Annotated in this window: 9 protein-coding genes; 4 read left to right on the forward strand and 5 right to left on the reverse strand. The window is 37.8% G+C overall.

The features are described from left to right. Nucleotides 1-63: 63 nt before the first annotated feature. The 3 genes from EGI31_RS15870 to EGI31_RS15880 are packed head-to-tail and all read right to left on the reverse strand — an operon-like array spanning nucleotide 64 to nucleotide 6121. On the reverse strand, nucleotides 64-2865 hold the full coding sequence (locus EGI31_RS15870; RefSeq protein WP_255038134.1) for an ELWxxDGT repeat protein: 2802 nt from the start codon (nucleotides 2863-2865) through the stop codon (nucleotides 64-66). Beyond that, nucleotides 2862-5789: a beta strand repeat-containing protein gene (locus EGI31_RS15875; RefSeq protein ID WP_255038135.1), complete on the reverse strand. Its 2928-nt coding sequence runs from the start codon at nucleotides 5787-5789 to the stop codon at nucleotides 2862-2864. The genes EGI31_RS15870 and EGI31_RS15875 overlap by 4 nt, the downstream gene beginning before the upstream one ends. A gap of 2 nt (nucleotides 5790-5791) precedes the next feature. Beyond that, the gene (locus EGI31_RS15880) at nucleotides 5792-6121 is read right to left on the reverse strand and encodes a LytR/AlgR family response regulator transcription factor (RefSeq protein WP_255038136.1); all 330 of its coding nucleotides are present in this window, start codon (nucleotides 6119-6121) and stop codon (nucleotides 5792-5794) included. Nucleotides 6122-6283: 162 nt separating this feature from the next. Between EGI31_RS15880 and EGI31_RS15885 the strand changes: the two genes are divergently transcribed. Next, nucleotides 6284-8254 carry a sensor histidine kinase gene (locus EGI31_RS15885; RefSeq protein ID WP_255038137.1) on the forward strand — a complete coding sequence of 657 codons (1971 nt, stop codon included), beginning with the start codon at nucleotides 6284-6286 and terminating at the stop codon, nucleotides 8252-8254. A gap of 7 nt (nucleotides 8255-8261) precedes the next feature. Here EGI31_RS15885 and EGI31_RS15890 read toward each other — a convergent pair whose 3' ends face one another. Both EGI31_RS15890 and EGI31_RS15895 read right to left on the reverse strand, forming a co-directional pair. Further along, entirely contained in the window at nucleotides 8262-8909 is a 648-nt protein-coding gene (locus EGI31_RS15890; RefSeq protein WP_255038138.1) for a response regulator, read from the reverse strand. Between the two features lie 76 nt (nucleotides 8910-8985). Continuing rightward, nucleotides 8986-10098, reverse strand: coding sequence for a DEAD/DEAH box helicase (locus EGI31_RS15895; protein WP_255038139.1), 1113 nt, complete (start codon nucleotides 10096-10098; stop codon nucleotides 8986-8988). Between the two features lie 252 nt (nucleotides 10099-10350). Here EGI31_RS15895 and EGI31_RS15900 point away from each other — a divergent pair, with 252 nt between their 5' ends. The 3 genes from EGI31_RS15900 to EGI31_RS15910 all read left to right on the forward strand — a co-directional run bounded on the left by EGI31_RS15900 (nucleotide 10351) and on the right by EGI31_RS15910 (nucleotide 15466). Continuing rightward, nucleotides 10351-13422, forward strand: a complete 3072-nt coding sequence (locus EGI31_RS15900; protein WP_255038140.1) for a sensor histidine kinase — start codon at nucleotides 10351-10353, stop codon at nucleotides 13420-13422. Next, the gene (locus EGI31_RS15905; protein ID WP_255038141.1) at nucleotides 13419-14150 is read left to right on the forward strand and encodes a LytR/AlgR family response regulator transcription factor; all 732 of its coding nucleotides are present in this window, start codon (nucleotides 13419-13421) and stop codon (nucleotides 14148-14150) included. The genes EGI31_RS15900 and EGI31_RS15905 overlap by 4 nt, the downstream gene beginning before the upstream one ends. A gap of 221 nt (nucleotides 14151-14371) precedes the next feature. Beyond that, nucleotides 14372-15466 (forward strand): right-handed parallel beta-helix repeat-containing protein, encoded by a 1095-nt coding sequence (locus EGI31_RS15910; protein ID WP_255038142.1) that lies wholly within the window; start codon nucleotides 14372-14374, stop codon nucleotides 15464-15466. The last annotated feature ends 4 nt before the right edge of the window (nucleotides 15467-15470 follow it).

Consider the following 15470-nt stretch of genomic DNA (forward strand, 5'->3'; position numbering starts at 1 on the left):
TTTCTACGGCAATGGAAAAATCCCTGTAAATTTCCCTAATCCACTACAGGTTTACCTGTATTTTCATTGATTCTTAATTTCTAAAGTGCCACCATTTAGATCAATAACGCCACCATTCATTTGGATGCTTTTTACTTCATTGCTCGTGTTGGATATAGTTACAGTATGACTTGCGTTTATTTTAGTGGTTTTGGTTGCTGTTGGCAAGAGTGTATTAGAAGGCGAAATCCAAGTGCTGCCGACATTCCAGTTTCCAGTGGTGATGGATTCTAAGATATTCGTATTTGGGTCAAAACGCCATAACTCGTAGCCATTTGAAGCAGAAAAAGCAATGAAATAGATGTAATTATTGAATGAAGTGATGGACAGAGGATGCGAACTCCCAACACCTACATTAATATCATGAAGCATGGCTGTGCCAGTAGCTGTGCCATCGCTTACCCAAAGTTCTGTTCCATGTGTGCCATCATCGGCAGTGAAGTAGAGTTTACCATTGATATTCGTAAAGTTTTGGGGCATCGAACTACCATAAAGATTTATGTTTTTTACTAAAACCGTTCCAGCAATTGTACCATCACTTTTCCAAAGTTCATAACCATTTACTCCATCGTTGAAGGTAAAAAAGAGCGTATTATTTACGTTTATTAAACCCAAATAATAAGTTACGTTTATTTTCGTATCTAAGGCTTTTATGAGCGTGGTATTAGCAGCCGTTCCATCGGTTTTCCAAAGTCCATAATTTGTGCCGTCATTAGCAAGAAAATAAAGATTGTTGTTCAAGGCTACCAAATTTTGCGGGCTTGCATTGGCTGTGCCTACATTGATGTCTTTCACCATTGAAGTGCCTGCTGATGTACCGTCCGATTTCCAAAGTTCAATACCATTAGTAGCTGAAAAAGTTTTTTGGGCAAAAAAAATGAGGTTATTGGCAACAGCTAACTCAGGACTAATGCCTGAGGAAGAAGATGGAGTAGAAATTGATGTAACTGGTACCGTGCCAGCAACAGTTCCGTCAGTTCTGATAAGATTACCCGTTTGATTTTTGAAATACAGTGTAGAATTGTATACAATATAATCTGCTGGTGTGTAGTTTATTAGCTTAAAAGTACCTGCCGATGTACCGTCGGTTCGCCATACCTCGTTTGATGCTGAGACACTTGTAGCTCTAAAATAAAGTAAACCATTGAAAGTATAAAAGGTTGAGGGAGATGAACTACTTAGATTAGGAAAAATATCCATAAACCTATTCGTTCCAGCCGCTGTTCCATCTGTTTGCCACAATTCATAACCACTTGTCGCATCATTTGCACTGAAATATAGTTTATTGTTTAAACTTCCAAATTCTGTTCTGTTAAAGATAGCATCAATAGCTACATTACTAACTTTTTGCGTATTTACGTTAGTTCCATCTGTTTTCCACAAGGCTGTCGAATTACTATCATCAATCGGAATTACAACGAGATTTGTGCTGTCGAGTTGAGCTATATTCGGAATAATATAACTGTAATTAAACGAACTCGGAACATTAGGTGCAAGTGCTTTCAGCAAAGTTGTATTTGTCAAAGTACCATCGGACCTCCAGAGGTGCATACCCGTCGTGCCGTCATTGGCAAAGAACAATACGTTCCCATTGGCTACGCCTAACAGATATTGGGTGTAAAGATTAAATGAAGACGTAGTTCCCGTATAAATATCTTTAACAAGATAAGTACCCATCGCAGTGCCATCAGTTCGCCATAATTCTACACCATTAGTAGCTGTAAGAGCTGTAAAATAAAAAACAGAATTGGCTGGTGGAATAACAAAACCATCAAGATTTGGAAAACTACTTACAGAACCGCTATTAATATCTTTCACCAAAACTGTTCCTGTAGTAGTGCCATCGCTTTTCCACAGTTCTGAGCCTGTTGTACCATCATCAGCTGCAAAATAGAGTGTATTATTCACATTTTTAAGTGTTGATACACTTCCACCTGTGTTTTTTACTAAGGCCGGGGCGGTACTTCCATCTGTTTTATAGAGTTCCGCACCAAGGCAATAATACAATATGCCATTGCTCGTCTCAATATCGTCAATATTGGCACTGGCCGTAGCCAATAGGCTTGTACCAGCTACTGAACCGTTGCTTTTCCATAATTGACTTCCGATGTTAAAGAATAAATTTCCGTTGAAATTTGTAGGATTAGTAAAAACATTACTATAACTGGCAGTTATACTGGCCAATGAAATTGTTCCGACCGAAGTTCCATCGCTTTTCCAGAGAATAAAAGGCTGATTAGCCACAGTTCTATCAATTGTGGTAAAATACAGCGTATTGTTTATTTCAATGAAGTTATAAACACTACTCACTCCAAAGGTTTTGATGACTGATGTACCCGCCACCGTGCCATCTGATTTCAGTACCCGACTTTGCCCGTTTACAAAATCAGCATAGTAAAGGTTATTTGAGCCAACAGTGCCTTCAATCGCAAAACGATTTATATCTGTATGCAACTCAACTGTGCCAGCCGTTGTACCATCAGAGACAAACAAATGCCAATTTATCTTGAAAAATACTTTTGTAGCAGTAGCTCCCAAAAATTGAATAGTTCTATCTTGAATATTCGGAAAACTCTTTATTTCCTGTGTACCTGCTGCAGTACCATCTGATTTGTATAGAGAATAATAGCAAGTTGAGCAGTTTTTAGCAAAAAAATACACAAATCCTCCTATGGTAGCAGTGCCTTGTGCGTAATTACTACCACCAAATTCAATGCTATTGGGCGGAGTGGTAGCAGAGGTGGTTCTGAACTTTTTGACCAAATCAGGAACTTGGGCATTAACCAAGTGGCTCAAAATAATTATTACGTACATTATCTTTTTCATTGATTCTTAATTTCTAAAGTGCCACCATTTAGATTAATGACGCCACCATTCATTTGGATGGTTTTTACTTCATTGCCAGTGTTAGGTATGCTTACTGTATGGACGTTTACTTTGGCCGTTTTAGTTGCAGTTGGTATGGTGTTGGAGTTCCAAGTGCCAGTAGCATTCCAATTACCAGAAGTTATGGTTTCGATAAGATTATTATTTTGACTGAGACTCAAAATAAAAACATCACTTGAACCTATGGATGTATAATTATTACCCAAGAAATTGGTGTTTTTTTCAAAAGAACCTGTAGTATAAATATTTGCCGAAGCATCGGTTGAAATGCCATAAGAGTAGGTATTATTTCCAACTCCTCCAATTTGTTTTACTGAAGAAAACATGCCCGCATTGTCGTATTTGGCAATATAAACATCATTCAAACCTACGAGGTTGATGAGCGTGCCATCGAAATTGGTCGTGCCTAAAAACTCACCTGTAATGTATACGTTGCCTGTGGCATCAATGGTATTGCTACGCCCACTGGTAAATTTCCCTGCCGAACCTGCCTGTTTTACCCACTGAGTGTTTCCCAAGTCGTCAAATTTGGCTATAAACATATCAGCAGTACCTATGGAGGATAAAGTTGTACCTCCAAAGTTGACCGTTCCGCCGAAATCTCCTGAAACATAACTATTGCCAGAACCATCAATGCAAATATCTGAACCCACAACCTCTTGGGCTGCTACGCCTACTTGTTTTACCCATACCAAAGTGCCTGAAGTATTGTACTTTGCCACAAATAAATCAATTGTTCCCAAGGCGGTTAAAATTGTTCCACTGAAATTTGTAGCTCCTTTAAATCCACCTGTGACATAAGCATTTCCCGAAGCATCTACTGCTACACTACTGCCAAAATCTATCTTTGTTGGACTTCCTGCTTGCCTTACCCATTGAAGTGTTCCTGCCGAATTATATTTTGCTAAATACATATCAACCGTGCCTATAGAAGTGAGATTTGTTCCTCCAAAATTTACAGTTCCATTAAATGTACCTGTCAGAAATATATTACCCGAACCATCCACATTTAATCCTAAACCTCCAGCATAAGGGCTTGAGGTTGCTGGACTTATTTGTTTTGCCCATTGCAAAACTCCTGTATTATCAAACTTGACAAGAAAAACTTCAAGGGCTGTTGTAACAGCAGTTAATGTTGTTCCGCCAAAACTTAATGTGCCTGCATAAACACCTGTTATATAAGCATTTCCGGCAGCATCAGTTGAAATATCATATACATAATGATAAGAACCACCAGTAGTTTGAATTGCCCATTGCAGATTTCCTGTAACATTGTACTTGGCAACAAAAATATCATCATTGCCAGTACTTGATGGCGAGAGAGTTATTCCGCCAAAATCTGTAATTCCTGCAAATTCACCTGTTACGAGGGTATTTCCTGCCGCATCTGCTACAATGGATTTACCCCTAGCATTTTTAAAATTGGCACCACCCCAATGCTTTACATATTGTAATACGTCAGCAGCATTATATTTTGTTAAATAGGCATCTTGGTTGCCAAAAGCAGTTTTGCTAGTACCACTAAAATTGACTGTTGTTTGAAAAGCACCAGTTATATAAGTATTTCCCGAACCATCAATGGCTATACCATTGGCTTGGTTGGATTTTGCTGTCGAGCCGAATTGTTTTGCGGAAACAGTATTTCCTAAATTGTCGTATTTGGCAATAAAACTATCTTTTATGCCGATAGAAGTAAGTGCTATTCCACCAAAACTTGTTGTGCCTTGGAAAGTGCCTATGGCAAATACATTATTGCCCGCGGCATCTATTTCAATGGCGTTACCTCTGCATTCATTACTACCCGTGGCAGTCATTTGTTTTGCCCATATAAACAAACCAGAGCCATCATACTTTGCTAAAAAGCCATCAAAATCACTATTACAGGTGAGAATTGTTCCACTAAAACTGGTGGTTCCTCTAAAAAAACCTATGGCATAGATATTATCCAAAACATCTACTTTTATGTCAGTTCCTACTACATCAGTAGCATAAGGTGCACCATTTACATGGCTGACCTCACGTTCCCAGATAAATGTACCACCATTACTATATTTGGCAATAAAAAACTTACCATCACTGTTGTTATATTCTCCAATATCAATTCCACCAATTACCAGTTCTACGACACCCGTTAATAAGCCAGTAATAATTACATTGCCAGAATTATCTAATGTAATTGCATTACCCCGAATAGCATAAATAGACGAAGAATTACTGACAGAATGGGCGTGCCGCACCCAAGATAAATTTCCTGTGCTGCTGTATTTAGCAACAAAAAAATCAAAGGAAAAAACGCAAGGCAACGTTGTACCGCCAAAATCAGTATTCCCGACAAAACTACCTGTTATGTAAACATTGCCTGTGGCATCTGCTACTATACCATGTACAAAATTATTATGATAAACTCCTGAATTTGAGGCATCATTAGAGATAGATTTTACCCACTGCACCACGCCTGCTGAATTGTACTTGGCAAGATAAACTGCAGTGGTTAGATTGGTAGCCGTAACACTTACTCCACTAAAATTGGCTGTACCTGTGTAGGATCCTGTAATGTTTATTGCACCGGTACCGTCAACATCAAAATCGTCTATGTAGGCAGGTACAGTTACAACAAGAGCCACCGTTCCGTTGGTGTCAAACTTAAAAATATAAAACCCAGAGGAATAACTAATGCCTTGTACGACTGTTGATTGCCCAAATTGCAATGCCACAAAGGTATTTCCTGCGGCGTCTACTTTGGTTCGTAGTCCTGTGTTATCATAGGCTCCATTGGTATAACCTCCAACCTGTTTTAGCCATTGGAGGTCTTGAGCAAATAGTGTTTTTGAAAGTAATATTAAAAAGCAAACTACCTTCTTCATCTTTATACCTTATAATTCATTTCACCCATATTTTTCAACAACAGCTCTCTTCGCCTTCTTGAAACCAAGACTTTTCTATTGTTCTTAAGTGTAACCTCATTGCTTTCCAAGCTTTGCACAAAATTTAGGTTTACCATAAAGCCCTTGTGCGTTCTATAGATAAATCGGAATGGCGAGAAGCTTTTCTCCAGTTTTTTTAGAGTGGTGGCCACCATAACATACTGACCGTTACTCAAATGCAACCTGGTGTAGTTAATTTCGGCTTCAAACAAAATGACATCGCTCGGCACCACTTTCTTTCTTCCTCCTATGGGTATTTCTGGTATTCTCATGGGAACTATAATTTTTACAAATTTCAAATTCTCCAATCTTCGAAACAATCGGGACTTCCCTGTATTTTTTTGTACTCGCTCTACAGGTAAACCTGTATTTTATCCAAAAACTTTGCATTCGAATTGTTTTTGGCTTATTTCAAATGATTTTTAAAAAAAATAATGCGGAAACTGCTTTTTGTTCTGTTTGTATTAATATCGTCAGCGGCCTTCGCTGCCCGACCTGTGATGGATAGCTTGGCCAATCAGGTGAAAATATGGACAAAAAGACCTGCATCCATTCACCGAGATACGATGTTGGTCACTGCCTGGTCGAAATACACCTACTATTCGATTTACTTCCACGAAAAAAACACCCCACAAAGACTTGATTCTTTAGAAAGTCTCACAAAAAAAATAAAGTGGAAGGTTGGAGAAGGGTTGCTTTTAATCAACAAATCGTTTCATGCCTCTTATTTTCAAAACGATTTTTCAAGAGGCTTGGAACTAGGTCTAAAAGCAAAAGATATTTTGGACAAAACCAAAAACTACGAAGCTATAGCCACAGTAAAAGTGAGAATAGCCTCCATAATGTTATGGAATATCCAAAATATTGCGATAAGTAAAAATGAGTTTTTGAACCGAGGAATGAAAATTTCGGAAGAAATATATGCCCTTGGCCAAAATATAAATAATCATGAAATAAAATGTTTAGGGCTCATTTATCGAGCCAATTTTTTGAATACATCTGGAAAATACAACCTTGCTCTGAATGATCTAAAAAAAGCTGAACAGATCATACAAGAAAACCGTGTTGAATATCTCACAAAAAATCTTGTTTTCGGCATGTTATCAACTACTTACAATGTATTGCTGGACAGAAAAAATGCTAACCATTACTCAGAAATAACACTTAACTTAGCTGAAAAACAGCAAGACTATTACAGTTTATTATCGATTTACAGGTTTAAAGCTGAGCATGAAGCTCTCAGACTAAACTTTACCAAGAGCCAGGAATATCTCGAAAAATCCTATGAATACTCCAAAAAATTTGGGGTCACCAAGTTCATTTCAATGGCAGAAGGCCTATTATATGGTTTTTATAAATTCAAAAATAATAAAGAGAAAGCACTAGAGTTTTTAGAAAAATATAAAGCACATGAGGATTCACTTGCTATCGAGAAAACCCAAAAAATATATGCTGATTATGATCTGGCTACGAAACAATCTCGAATCCACCAATTAGAAAATCAAAGATTAATAGATGAGAAGCAATCGCAAGAAAGAGAAATATCCTATCTGAAAATATTTAAGGCAAAAGAAGATTCTATTTTTGCTCAAAAAAATGAAAAGATTCAGTCTGATTACAACTTAGCCATCAAAGAGTCTAAAATAAAAGCACTTGAAAATGAGAACCTCATGACACAAGCCAATAAAAATCAGCTCATTCGGAACATTCTCATTTTAAGTTTAGCCGCCGGACTGGGATTTGCTCTTTATTTTTTCAGGAACAACAAAAAACTTCGAGCCAAAAACCGTGAAATAAAGGCTGCACTTTTAGAAGGACAAACCCTTGAACGAAAGCGTGTTGCACAAGAACTACACGATAACCTCTCAGCAAAAATTTCGGGAATACGTTGGAGATTGGAATCCATCCAACCAAGTTTTGAAACCGAAAAACAAGGCCAAATTTACAACTCAACCATAAATGCACTGGCAGAGGTTTATACAGATGTAAGGCTCATTTCCCATAACTTATTGCCAGAGGAGCTCGAAACCAAAGGGCTAAAAACGGCCATAGAAAAGTTGGTAGATGAGTTAAACTCACTCGGAAAAACGCACTTTATATATAATGCATCAGAAACTTTGGGCCGATTTGAAAGTAAAATAGAATACGAAATCTTCAGTATTCTGCTCGAGGTTTCAAATAATATCCTCAAACATTCTCAAGCCACTGAGGCTCTGGTTTCTCTCGAAAAGATTCATAATAATTTGGTTGTAAAAATCACTGATAATGGAGTTGGATTACCCGAAAACTCCGAGAAAAAAGGTATGGGTATGCCTAATTTGAGATCCAGAGTGGCGTCTTTAAAGGGGAAAATCGAATTCATTAACAAGGCAGGTCTCAGTGTTGAAATGGCAATACCAGTTTAAGTCTACTTTAAATCAACCCATTTTTTATTGCGAATTTTACCAATCCCACCACATTTTTGATTCCCAATTTCTTCAAGATATTGTGTCGGTGAGTTTCTACGGTTGCAGGACTTAAAAACAACTTTTCTGCTATGACATTGGTGGAATGTTCCTCCGCTATAAGTTTGATAATCTCTATTTCTCTTCCCGATAGATTAGCGAGGTCATCCTTTATAGTATTACCCACCAGGTCAGACATTTTCTTATCCCGATTCAACAATTCAAATACCACTGATTCGCTATAATATTTCTGTCCTGAGGCAATAACTTTTAAGGCTTTTTCAAACTCTTCTTTACCTGCCTTTTTCATTACATATCCCGCTACACCTGCTTGAAAAGCCTCCTGAATAGTTTGAAAATCCTCTGAAACCGTTAACAACAAAACTTTAACTTGAGGATATTTCTGACGAATTTGATAGGTAAGTTCAATGCCATTCATTTCAGGCATATTGTAGTCAGTCATCACAAGGTCAATTTCAGTATATAACTCCAAGGACCTCAACAAGTCTTTGGCGTTATTGTGCGTGGCAACTACCTCAAAATCAGGAATTGTGGACAATAATATCTCAATACTTTCTAGAATAAATTGATGGTCGTCGGCTATCAGAATTCTCATAATGGGACTATAAATTCACCGCAATATAGTAAATTTATTTTAGCCTAAACTAAAACCACACTCCTTGGGCCAGCCATCACTTTATCTTCAAGAACTTGATATTCAAGTTTTTCTCTATTACTCTAATAATTTTTAATTCCTCAGAACTCACAAATGCGATAGAAATACCTCTTTTTCCTGCCCTTGCAGTACGGCCACTTCGGTGGGTGTAGTACTCTATTTGGTCAGGTAACTGATAATGAACCACATAACTCAGTCCTTCAATATCAATACCTCTGGCCGAAATATCCGTAGCCACTAATACTTGTATTTTTTTGTTCTTAAAGGCTCTCATTACCTTGTCACGGTCTCTTTGTTCCAAATCTCCGTGAATGGCATCCGCCAAAACATTTTTTGCCTTCAGTCGTTTGGCCACCATTTGAGCATCGTCCCTTGTTCTACAAAAAACTATTCCTCTAGCGGCACCTTGCGATTCCAGAAACCTCAAAACAAAGTCAAACTTTTCCTTGGCTTCACAAATAAAAAACTGATGCTCAATTTTACTGTTTACTACCTCCAAACGACTCACCGTCACTTTATGCACATCAGGTGCCATATATTTCTCGGTGAGCTTTTTTAGTGAATCAGGAATAGTGGCCGTGAAAAGCCACTTAATATTTTCGGGATGAATTTGCCCAATTATATTGTCAATGGCCTCTTTAAAGCCCATACTGAGCATTTCGTCTGCCTCGTCCAAAACTATGGTTTTCACTTTGCTGATATCCAAGGCCTTACGTTCCAATAAATCCATTAATCTACCCGGTGTAGCAACCACCACTTGTGTCGGACGCTGCAATCTAGCTATCTGAATATCAATCTTTTCACCACCATAAACTGCCTCCGCAAATACCTTTTCGGAGTATTTGGTCATCTTAAAGATTTGCTTTGCTATTTGCTGACAAAGTTCACGAGTGGGAGACAAAACCAATACTTGTATTTCTTTAATTTTAGGATTGAGTCTCTGCAAAAGCGGAATACCAAACGCCACGGTTTTACCTGTACCCGTCTGAGCTTGCCCGATAAAGTCAGTATTGTTTTTTAATAAATAGGGAATTACAAGTTGCTGTATTTCAGAAGGTTTTATGATTTTGTTTTCTTCTAAGGCTTTTACAAGATTTTCGTTTACACCTAGTTGATTGAAGTTTTCCAATGCTAATTTCTTTTAAATTGAAATACAAAGGTAGTTAATTATTCACAAAGCTCTTTTTTAAGCGAATATTAGAGATTTTACTCAATATAAACTTACAAAAAGAGCAGGCCTTTTTTCAATGAACAGAAGTCCAGGTTGTTCCGATTGAGCAACAGTACTTCATTCATCAAATTCTAGATTTGGAGTCGCCCAAAATTTTCGACTTTTGAAATTCGTCAAATTCATATACATTTACTTTTCCAAAATGATAAAATGCTCAAGTCTGCTGCTCTTTTCATTTTACTCATCCTCAACCACTTGTCTTATGGGCAAGCTCCATTTCGCTTATCTTTCAATCATCTAACCCGCGAAAATGGACTTTCGAATAACAACATTTTCTATTTCCACACCGACTCTCGAGGTTTTACATGGATGGGTAGTCTCAATGGGCTCAACAGATTTGATGGTATAAATGTTAAAGTTTATAAACCTTATAACTCCAACATAGTAGGAATAAAAATAAACAACATTGTAGAAGATAAATCTGGTGGACTTTGGATTGGTAGTGAAAAAGGATTGAATTTCTACGACAGAGCAAAAGATGGCTTCGTAACGCACCTTTCACCCGATAAAAAGTCATTCTATGCCTACCCCATCAGGTTTGACCATCATGGTTTACTTTGGTTGACTGTAAACGGTACGCCAAAAGATGGACTCTACACCTACAATACAAAAACCAAACAGTATTCCTTCATCACGGATGACATTTTTGACCATATATCCAAAAATCATTTAGCCAACTACACACCAGTAAATACCTTATATACCAGCACAAAGGAAGGTTTTGGAATAAAAAAACTTAGCTTTGAAAACAACAAACTTCTAAAAACCCAAACATACTTTGATGGAAAAAATGGCCTTGCCAAACTCCAAAATCTTGCCGATTTTGTTTTTGTAGAAAGCGATTCAATCATCTGGATAACAGGCAATAATAACGGACTTACCAAGCTAAATACCAACACTTTAAAATTACAAAACTTCACCAAATTTGAGGAAAAACCAATCACAACAGTGCTTTCGCAAATGAGTCAGTACAAAAACTTTCTCTTTGTGGGTTCCAACGATGGTTTGTATATTTTTGACCGAAAACTTATGAGATTTGTTCAGCACTTGAAACACTCAAAGCTGAATTCTAATGGTTTACAGCACGGCTGGAACGAAGTACCCTACATTGACTCGAATGGCAATCTGTTTCTTTCGCAATTGGGCGTTGGCGTGGATTTTACAAATATTCATAGAAATGTAGCCTCTTCATGGCTTACTCCAGAAGAAATAGCACCGCTGGGTTACACCGATAATCACGTTTCACGAATAGTTAAAAATCAAGATTTTGTAATCGCTAAATTACAAAATGGCGGCTCTATCCAACTTGACAAAAACGGCAAGGTATTGAAAGATTTGGGTAAAAGAACACCGCTTTTTACAGATTCCGAGAACCAAACCTGGCTGACCAATGGTCTGAACTTTGTCAGATACAATCCAACCAAAAATTCTAATAAAATAGTCACAGTCGATGCTTTAGCCGGGAATATGGGATGGAATCCGCTCGGAATCGAAACAGAACCTGGAGAATATCTACTTGCAGGGCAAACTGGATTGTTTAGATATTTAGACAAAAATAAAAATTATACCCAAATCGATGATCTTAAAGATAAAAATATTAACATTTTCAATTTCCTCTTCTACGACAAGGCCACAAAGCAAGTTTTTATAAGTTCCAATTGGTGGTCAAGGATTTTTGTTTTGGAAAAAATTGGCGAGAATTGGAGATTAAAGAAAGAACTCCTTCTCGGCAAAGATATTTATTCATTTATGCCTTCAGTCCAAAAAAACAAAATCTGGTTGGGTTCCAACAAAGGCCTATTACTATTTAATACGCAAAACTTTAGCTATCAAACCTATGACGAAAAAATGGGCCTACCCGACAACAACGTCACCGATATCATTGAAGAACCGAATGGTAATTATTGGCTAGTAACCAACAAAGGCATTTCCTATTTTTCAAAAAGTAAGAATGAATTTAGAAGTTTCACTTCAAAAGATGGAGCTTATTCACATGAGTACGATTGGGGATGTGCCTTTAAGTTATCAAATGGCAAAGTGATTTTCGGTGGAACAAATGGCATAACCGCCATCGAAGAAACCAGATCGAAAAGCAATTATTTACCGCCGAAAGTTGAGATAACCCAGCTCATTATCAACGAAAAACAAGTAAGGCTAGGCTCTTATTCAGAAGCAAACCAAACCATAGAATTAAAACCGTCTGAAAATACATTTTCGCTTGACCTAGTTGGAATAGACTACGGTTTCCCCGAGAAGGTACAGCTCCATTATCAACTCCAAGGATATGATAAACAGTGGATTATGGGCAAGAATCCAACTTCTGCTCGATATGTAAATGTAAATGAAGGACACTATACTTTTATGGTAAAGGCCATCAGCGAAGACGGCAAAACGAGTTCAAAAACAAAACGAATCGGCATTATAGTCCATGCTCCTTATTACCGAACCGTTTGGTTTAGAACCTTGCTTATACTCGCATTGGGAGGCCTGGCGTATTTTCTATCAAGGCTGAGAATTATGCAAATAAGGGAAGAAACCAAGAAAAAAGAGGAAATCCGACGAATAAAAGTGGAGGCTGAAATCAACGCTCTTCGAAGCCAGATGAACCCTCATTTTATTTTCAACTGCCTTAATACCATAGATTCGTATATTTTGTTAAACAAAACTGACGAAGCAAGCGAGTTTTTGAATAAATTCTCAAAACTAATCAGGATGATCTTAGAGAATTCTCGAGAAGAATTCATTCCACTCGGCCAAGACCTCAAGGCTCTAGAACTTTATATTAAACTAGAACAAGAACGAAGCAATCCGAGGTTCGAATACAAAATAAGCGTCGCTGAAAGTCTACTGAAAGAGGAATACTACTTGCCATCTATGCTGATTCAGCCTTTTGTAGAAAATGCCATTTTACACGGTCTTCGGCATAAAAAAGACGGAAAACCCATGCTCATTCTTGATTTTGAATGTTCTCAAAAACAGTTATTCATACAAATAGCTGATAATGGTATTGGCCGAGAACAATCCCAAAAACTTAATGAGCAGAATACGCTAAAACGTCATTCTCTGGGAATGAAAGTGACCCAAGAACGGATAGAGAAATTAAATGAAATATATGCTCAAAAAATAATACTGCAAATCGAAGATAATTTTGAAAAATCAAAAACAGGTACAAGCATAAGCATAAGTTTACCATTACTCACTCATTCTGACCTGATCTTATGATAAACACTATAATAATCGACGATGAACTTGCGAGTGCGGAGGCATTAAAGCTAAAAATTCAAAAGGCCAGTGACGAAATTAATGTCATCGGAGTTTTTCACTCAGCCAAGGCAATAATATCTCAAATGGAGGAATTGGCACCTGAGTTGATATTCTTAGATGTGGAAATGCCAGAAATGGACGGCTTTAGCTTTTTGGATAATTTTTCGAAAAGAGATTTTGAAGTCATTATCACCACAGCCCATGATCAATATGCCATCCAGGCAGTCAGGCAAAGTGCTGTAGATTTCTTATTGAAACCAATAAGTATTAGCGAACTCAAGAAGGCCATAGACCGAGCAAAACAAAAAATAAATGCTAAAAACAAGGCAGAAAAACCATCCATAAGTAAACTGAACGCACAGTTTGACAAAATCCCAGTCCCTTCAATGCGAGGTTTACAGTTTGTTCCCATCAAAGAAATTCTATACCTAAGTTCAGAGGGAAATTACACCAATATTTACCTAGAAAACAAACAAAAAATAGTTTCGTCCAGAAATCTGGGTGACTACGAAAACCTATTGGAAAGTGTCCATTTCTACAGAATTCACCACTCTACCATCATCAACTTGAGCAAAATACATGAATATCTGAAAGGCGAAGGCGGTAGCGTAATTTTGACCGATGGAACTGAACTCGATGTATCTAAACGCCGCAAAAAAGAATTCATGGAGATTATTGGTTTTTAGATTCTCCCACTTATTTGGTCATCCTGCCCACTTATACATTCTGCAACAAACCGAAACATTTCTGAGCGAATTTTAAGCATCAAAACAGCTTAAAAATGAAACCCTATTCTCCAGAAAACATTAGACAAAGACTTTTGAAATACTTTGTATTCCTTCTGATGTTGGTCATCAGTTTAGGCTTAATCTTTCTATAAAAAACTTATAAATAAACTTTTAATACCATGAAAAAAATCACGTTCCTCTTACTCCTAATTTCTTTAGAGGCTGTCTCTCAAAACATCTTTCGTTGTAATAACGACCCCAGTGTACCTGTTTCTGCCACTCTAAAACGAACTTTACAGGAGGCACATGACATTGCCTCTGACGGCGACATTATTTATGTAGAGCCTTCATTTGGAGGTACTACTTACGGCAGCCTAAACATGACCAAAACACTTACGATCATTGGTAATGGCTACGATCACAGCATAAATCCGGGCTCCTCACAAAACTGGGATACCCGAGCCTCCGTGGTTGGGGCAGTCAACATCAACGGTACGACAGGTGGAGGTAGCGTTTTCATGGGATTGACTTTTAACGGAGCCACCATAAGCGTAAAAGTGCCCAATGTAACCATAAGACGTTGTAAGAGTTTCAATATTTATTTTTACCGAGAGGCAGGAAAAAATGCAAGCGGGGCAAATGTATTAGAAAATCACATTGCCAACGTATATGCTTATGGTTATTCAGACTATGCATTAAACTGCTATACTGCTTATCCGATAGAAAATATCACCATCAAAAACAATATTAATCTCTGGTTTACATCAAACACTTTGTCGTCAGGATGTTCAAGTTCAATTCTTACTATTCCTTCTTGCTCGAATATTGTCATTTCCAATAATGTGTACTACGTTGGTGCCAACATCAACTATTGCATGAACTGCACCATCACCAATAACATTTTCAGAACTGTTCCTGTGGCGGGCATAATCGGAGTTTTGGGGACGGGTTCGGTCATAGGCAACAACGTGTGCGGAACCAACCCATGTGTTCAAGGAAGCAATAATGTCAATTCGGCAATCGATAATCAAATTTTTGTCGCATCAAATCCTTTTAGCAACGACAAAGATTTTGCCCTAAAAGCAGCCTCTCCTGCCATTGGAGCAGGCATTGGAGGTGTAGATGCTGGTGTATTTAGTACCAGCACACCTTATGTTTTATCCGGCTTGGCTCCTATTCCTCAGATCACTTCCTACAGTTTCAACAGCTCAGCTGGGGTTTACACCACGAGTACGCCGATGACCATCACTCTTAGCATCAAAGGAAACAACTGAACCA

This window comes from Lacihabitans soyangensis (genome assembly GCF_024343775.1).
Lineage (GTDB): Bacteria > Bacteroidota > Bacteroidia > Cytophagales > Spirosomataceae > Leadbetterella > Leadbetterella soyangensis.

Excerpts from the sequence above, each read along its gene's own strand:
- EGI31_RS15870 (WP_255038134.1), bottom strand. The coding sequence starts at position 2,865 with ATGAAAAAGATAATGTACGTAATAATTATTTTGAGCCACTTGGTTAAT.
- EGI31_RS15875 (WP_255038135.1), bottom strand. The coding sequence starts at position 5,789 with ATGAAGAAGGTAGTTTGCTTTTTAATATTACTTTCAAAAACACTATTT.
- EGI31_RS15880 (WP_255038136.1), bottom strand. The coding sequence starts at position 6,121 with ATGAGAATACCAGAAATACCCATAGGAGGAAGAAAGAAAGTGGTGCCG.
- EGI31_RS15885 (WP_255038137.1), top strand. The coding sequence starts at position 6,284 with ATGCGGAAACTGCTTTTTGTTCTGTTTGTATTAATATCGTCAGCGGCC.
- EGI31_RS15890 (WP_255038138.1), bottom strand. The coding sequence starts at position 8,909 with ATGAGAATTCTGATAGCCGACGACCATCAATTTATTCTAGAAAGTATT.
- EGI31_RS15900 (WP_255038140.1), top strand. The coding sequence starts at position 10,351 with ATGCTCAAGTCTGCTGCTCTTTTCATTTTACTCATCCTCAACCACTTG.
- EGI31_RS15905 (WP_255038141.1), top strand. The coding sequence starts at position 13,419 with ATGATAAACACTATAATAATCGACGATGAACTTGCGAGTGCGGAGGCA.
- EGI31_RS15910 (WP_255038142.1), top strand. The coding sequence starts at position 14,372 with ATGAAAAAAATCACGTTCCTCTTACTCCTAATTTCTTTAGAGGCTGTC.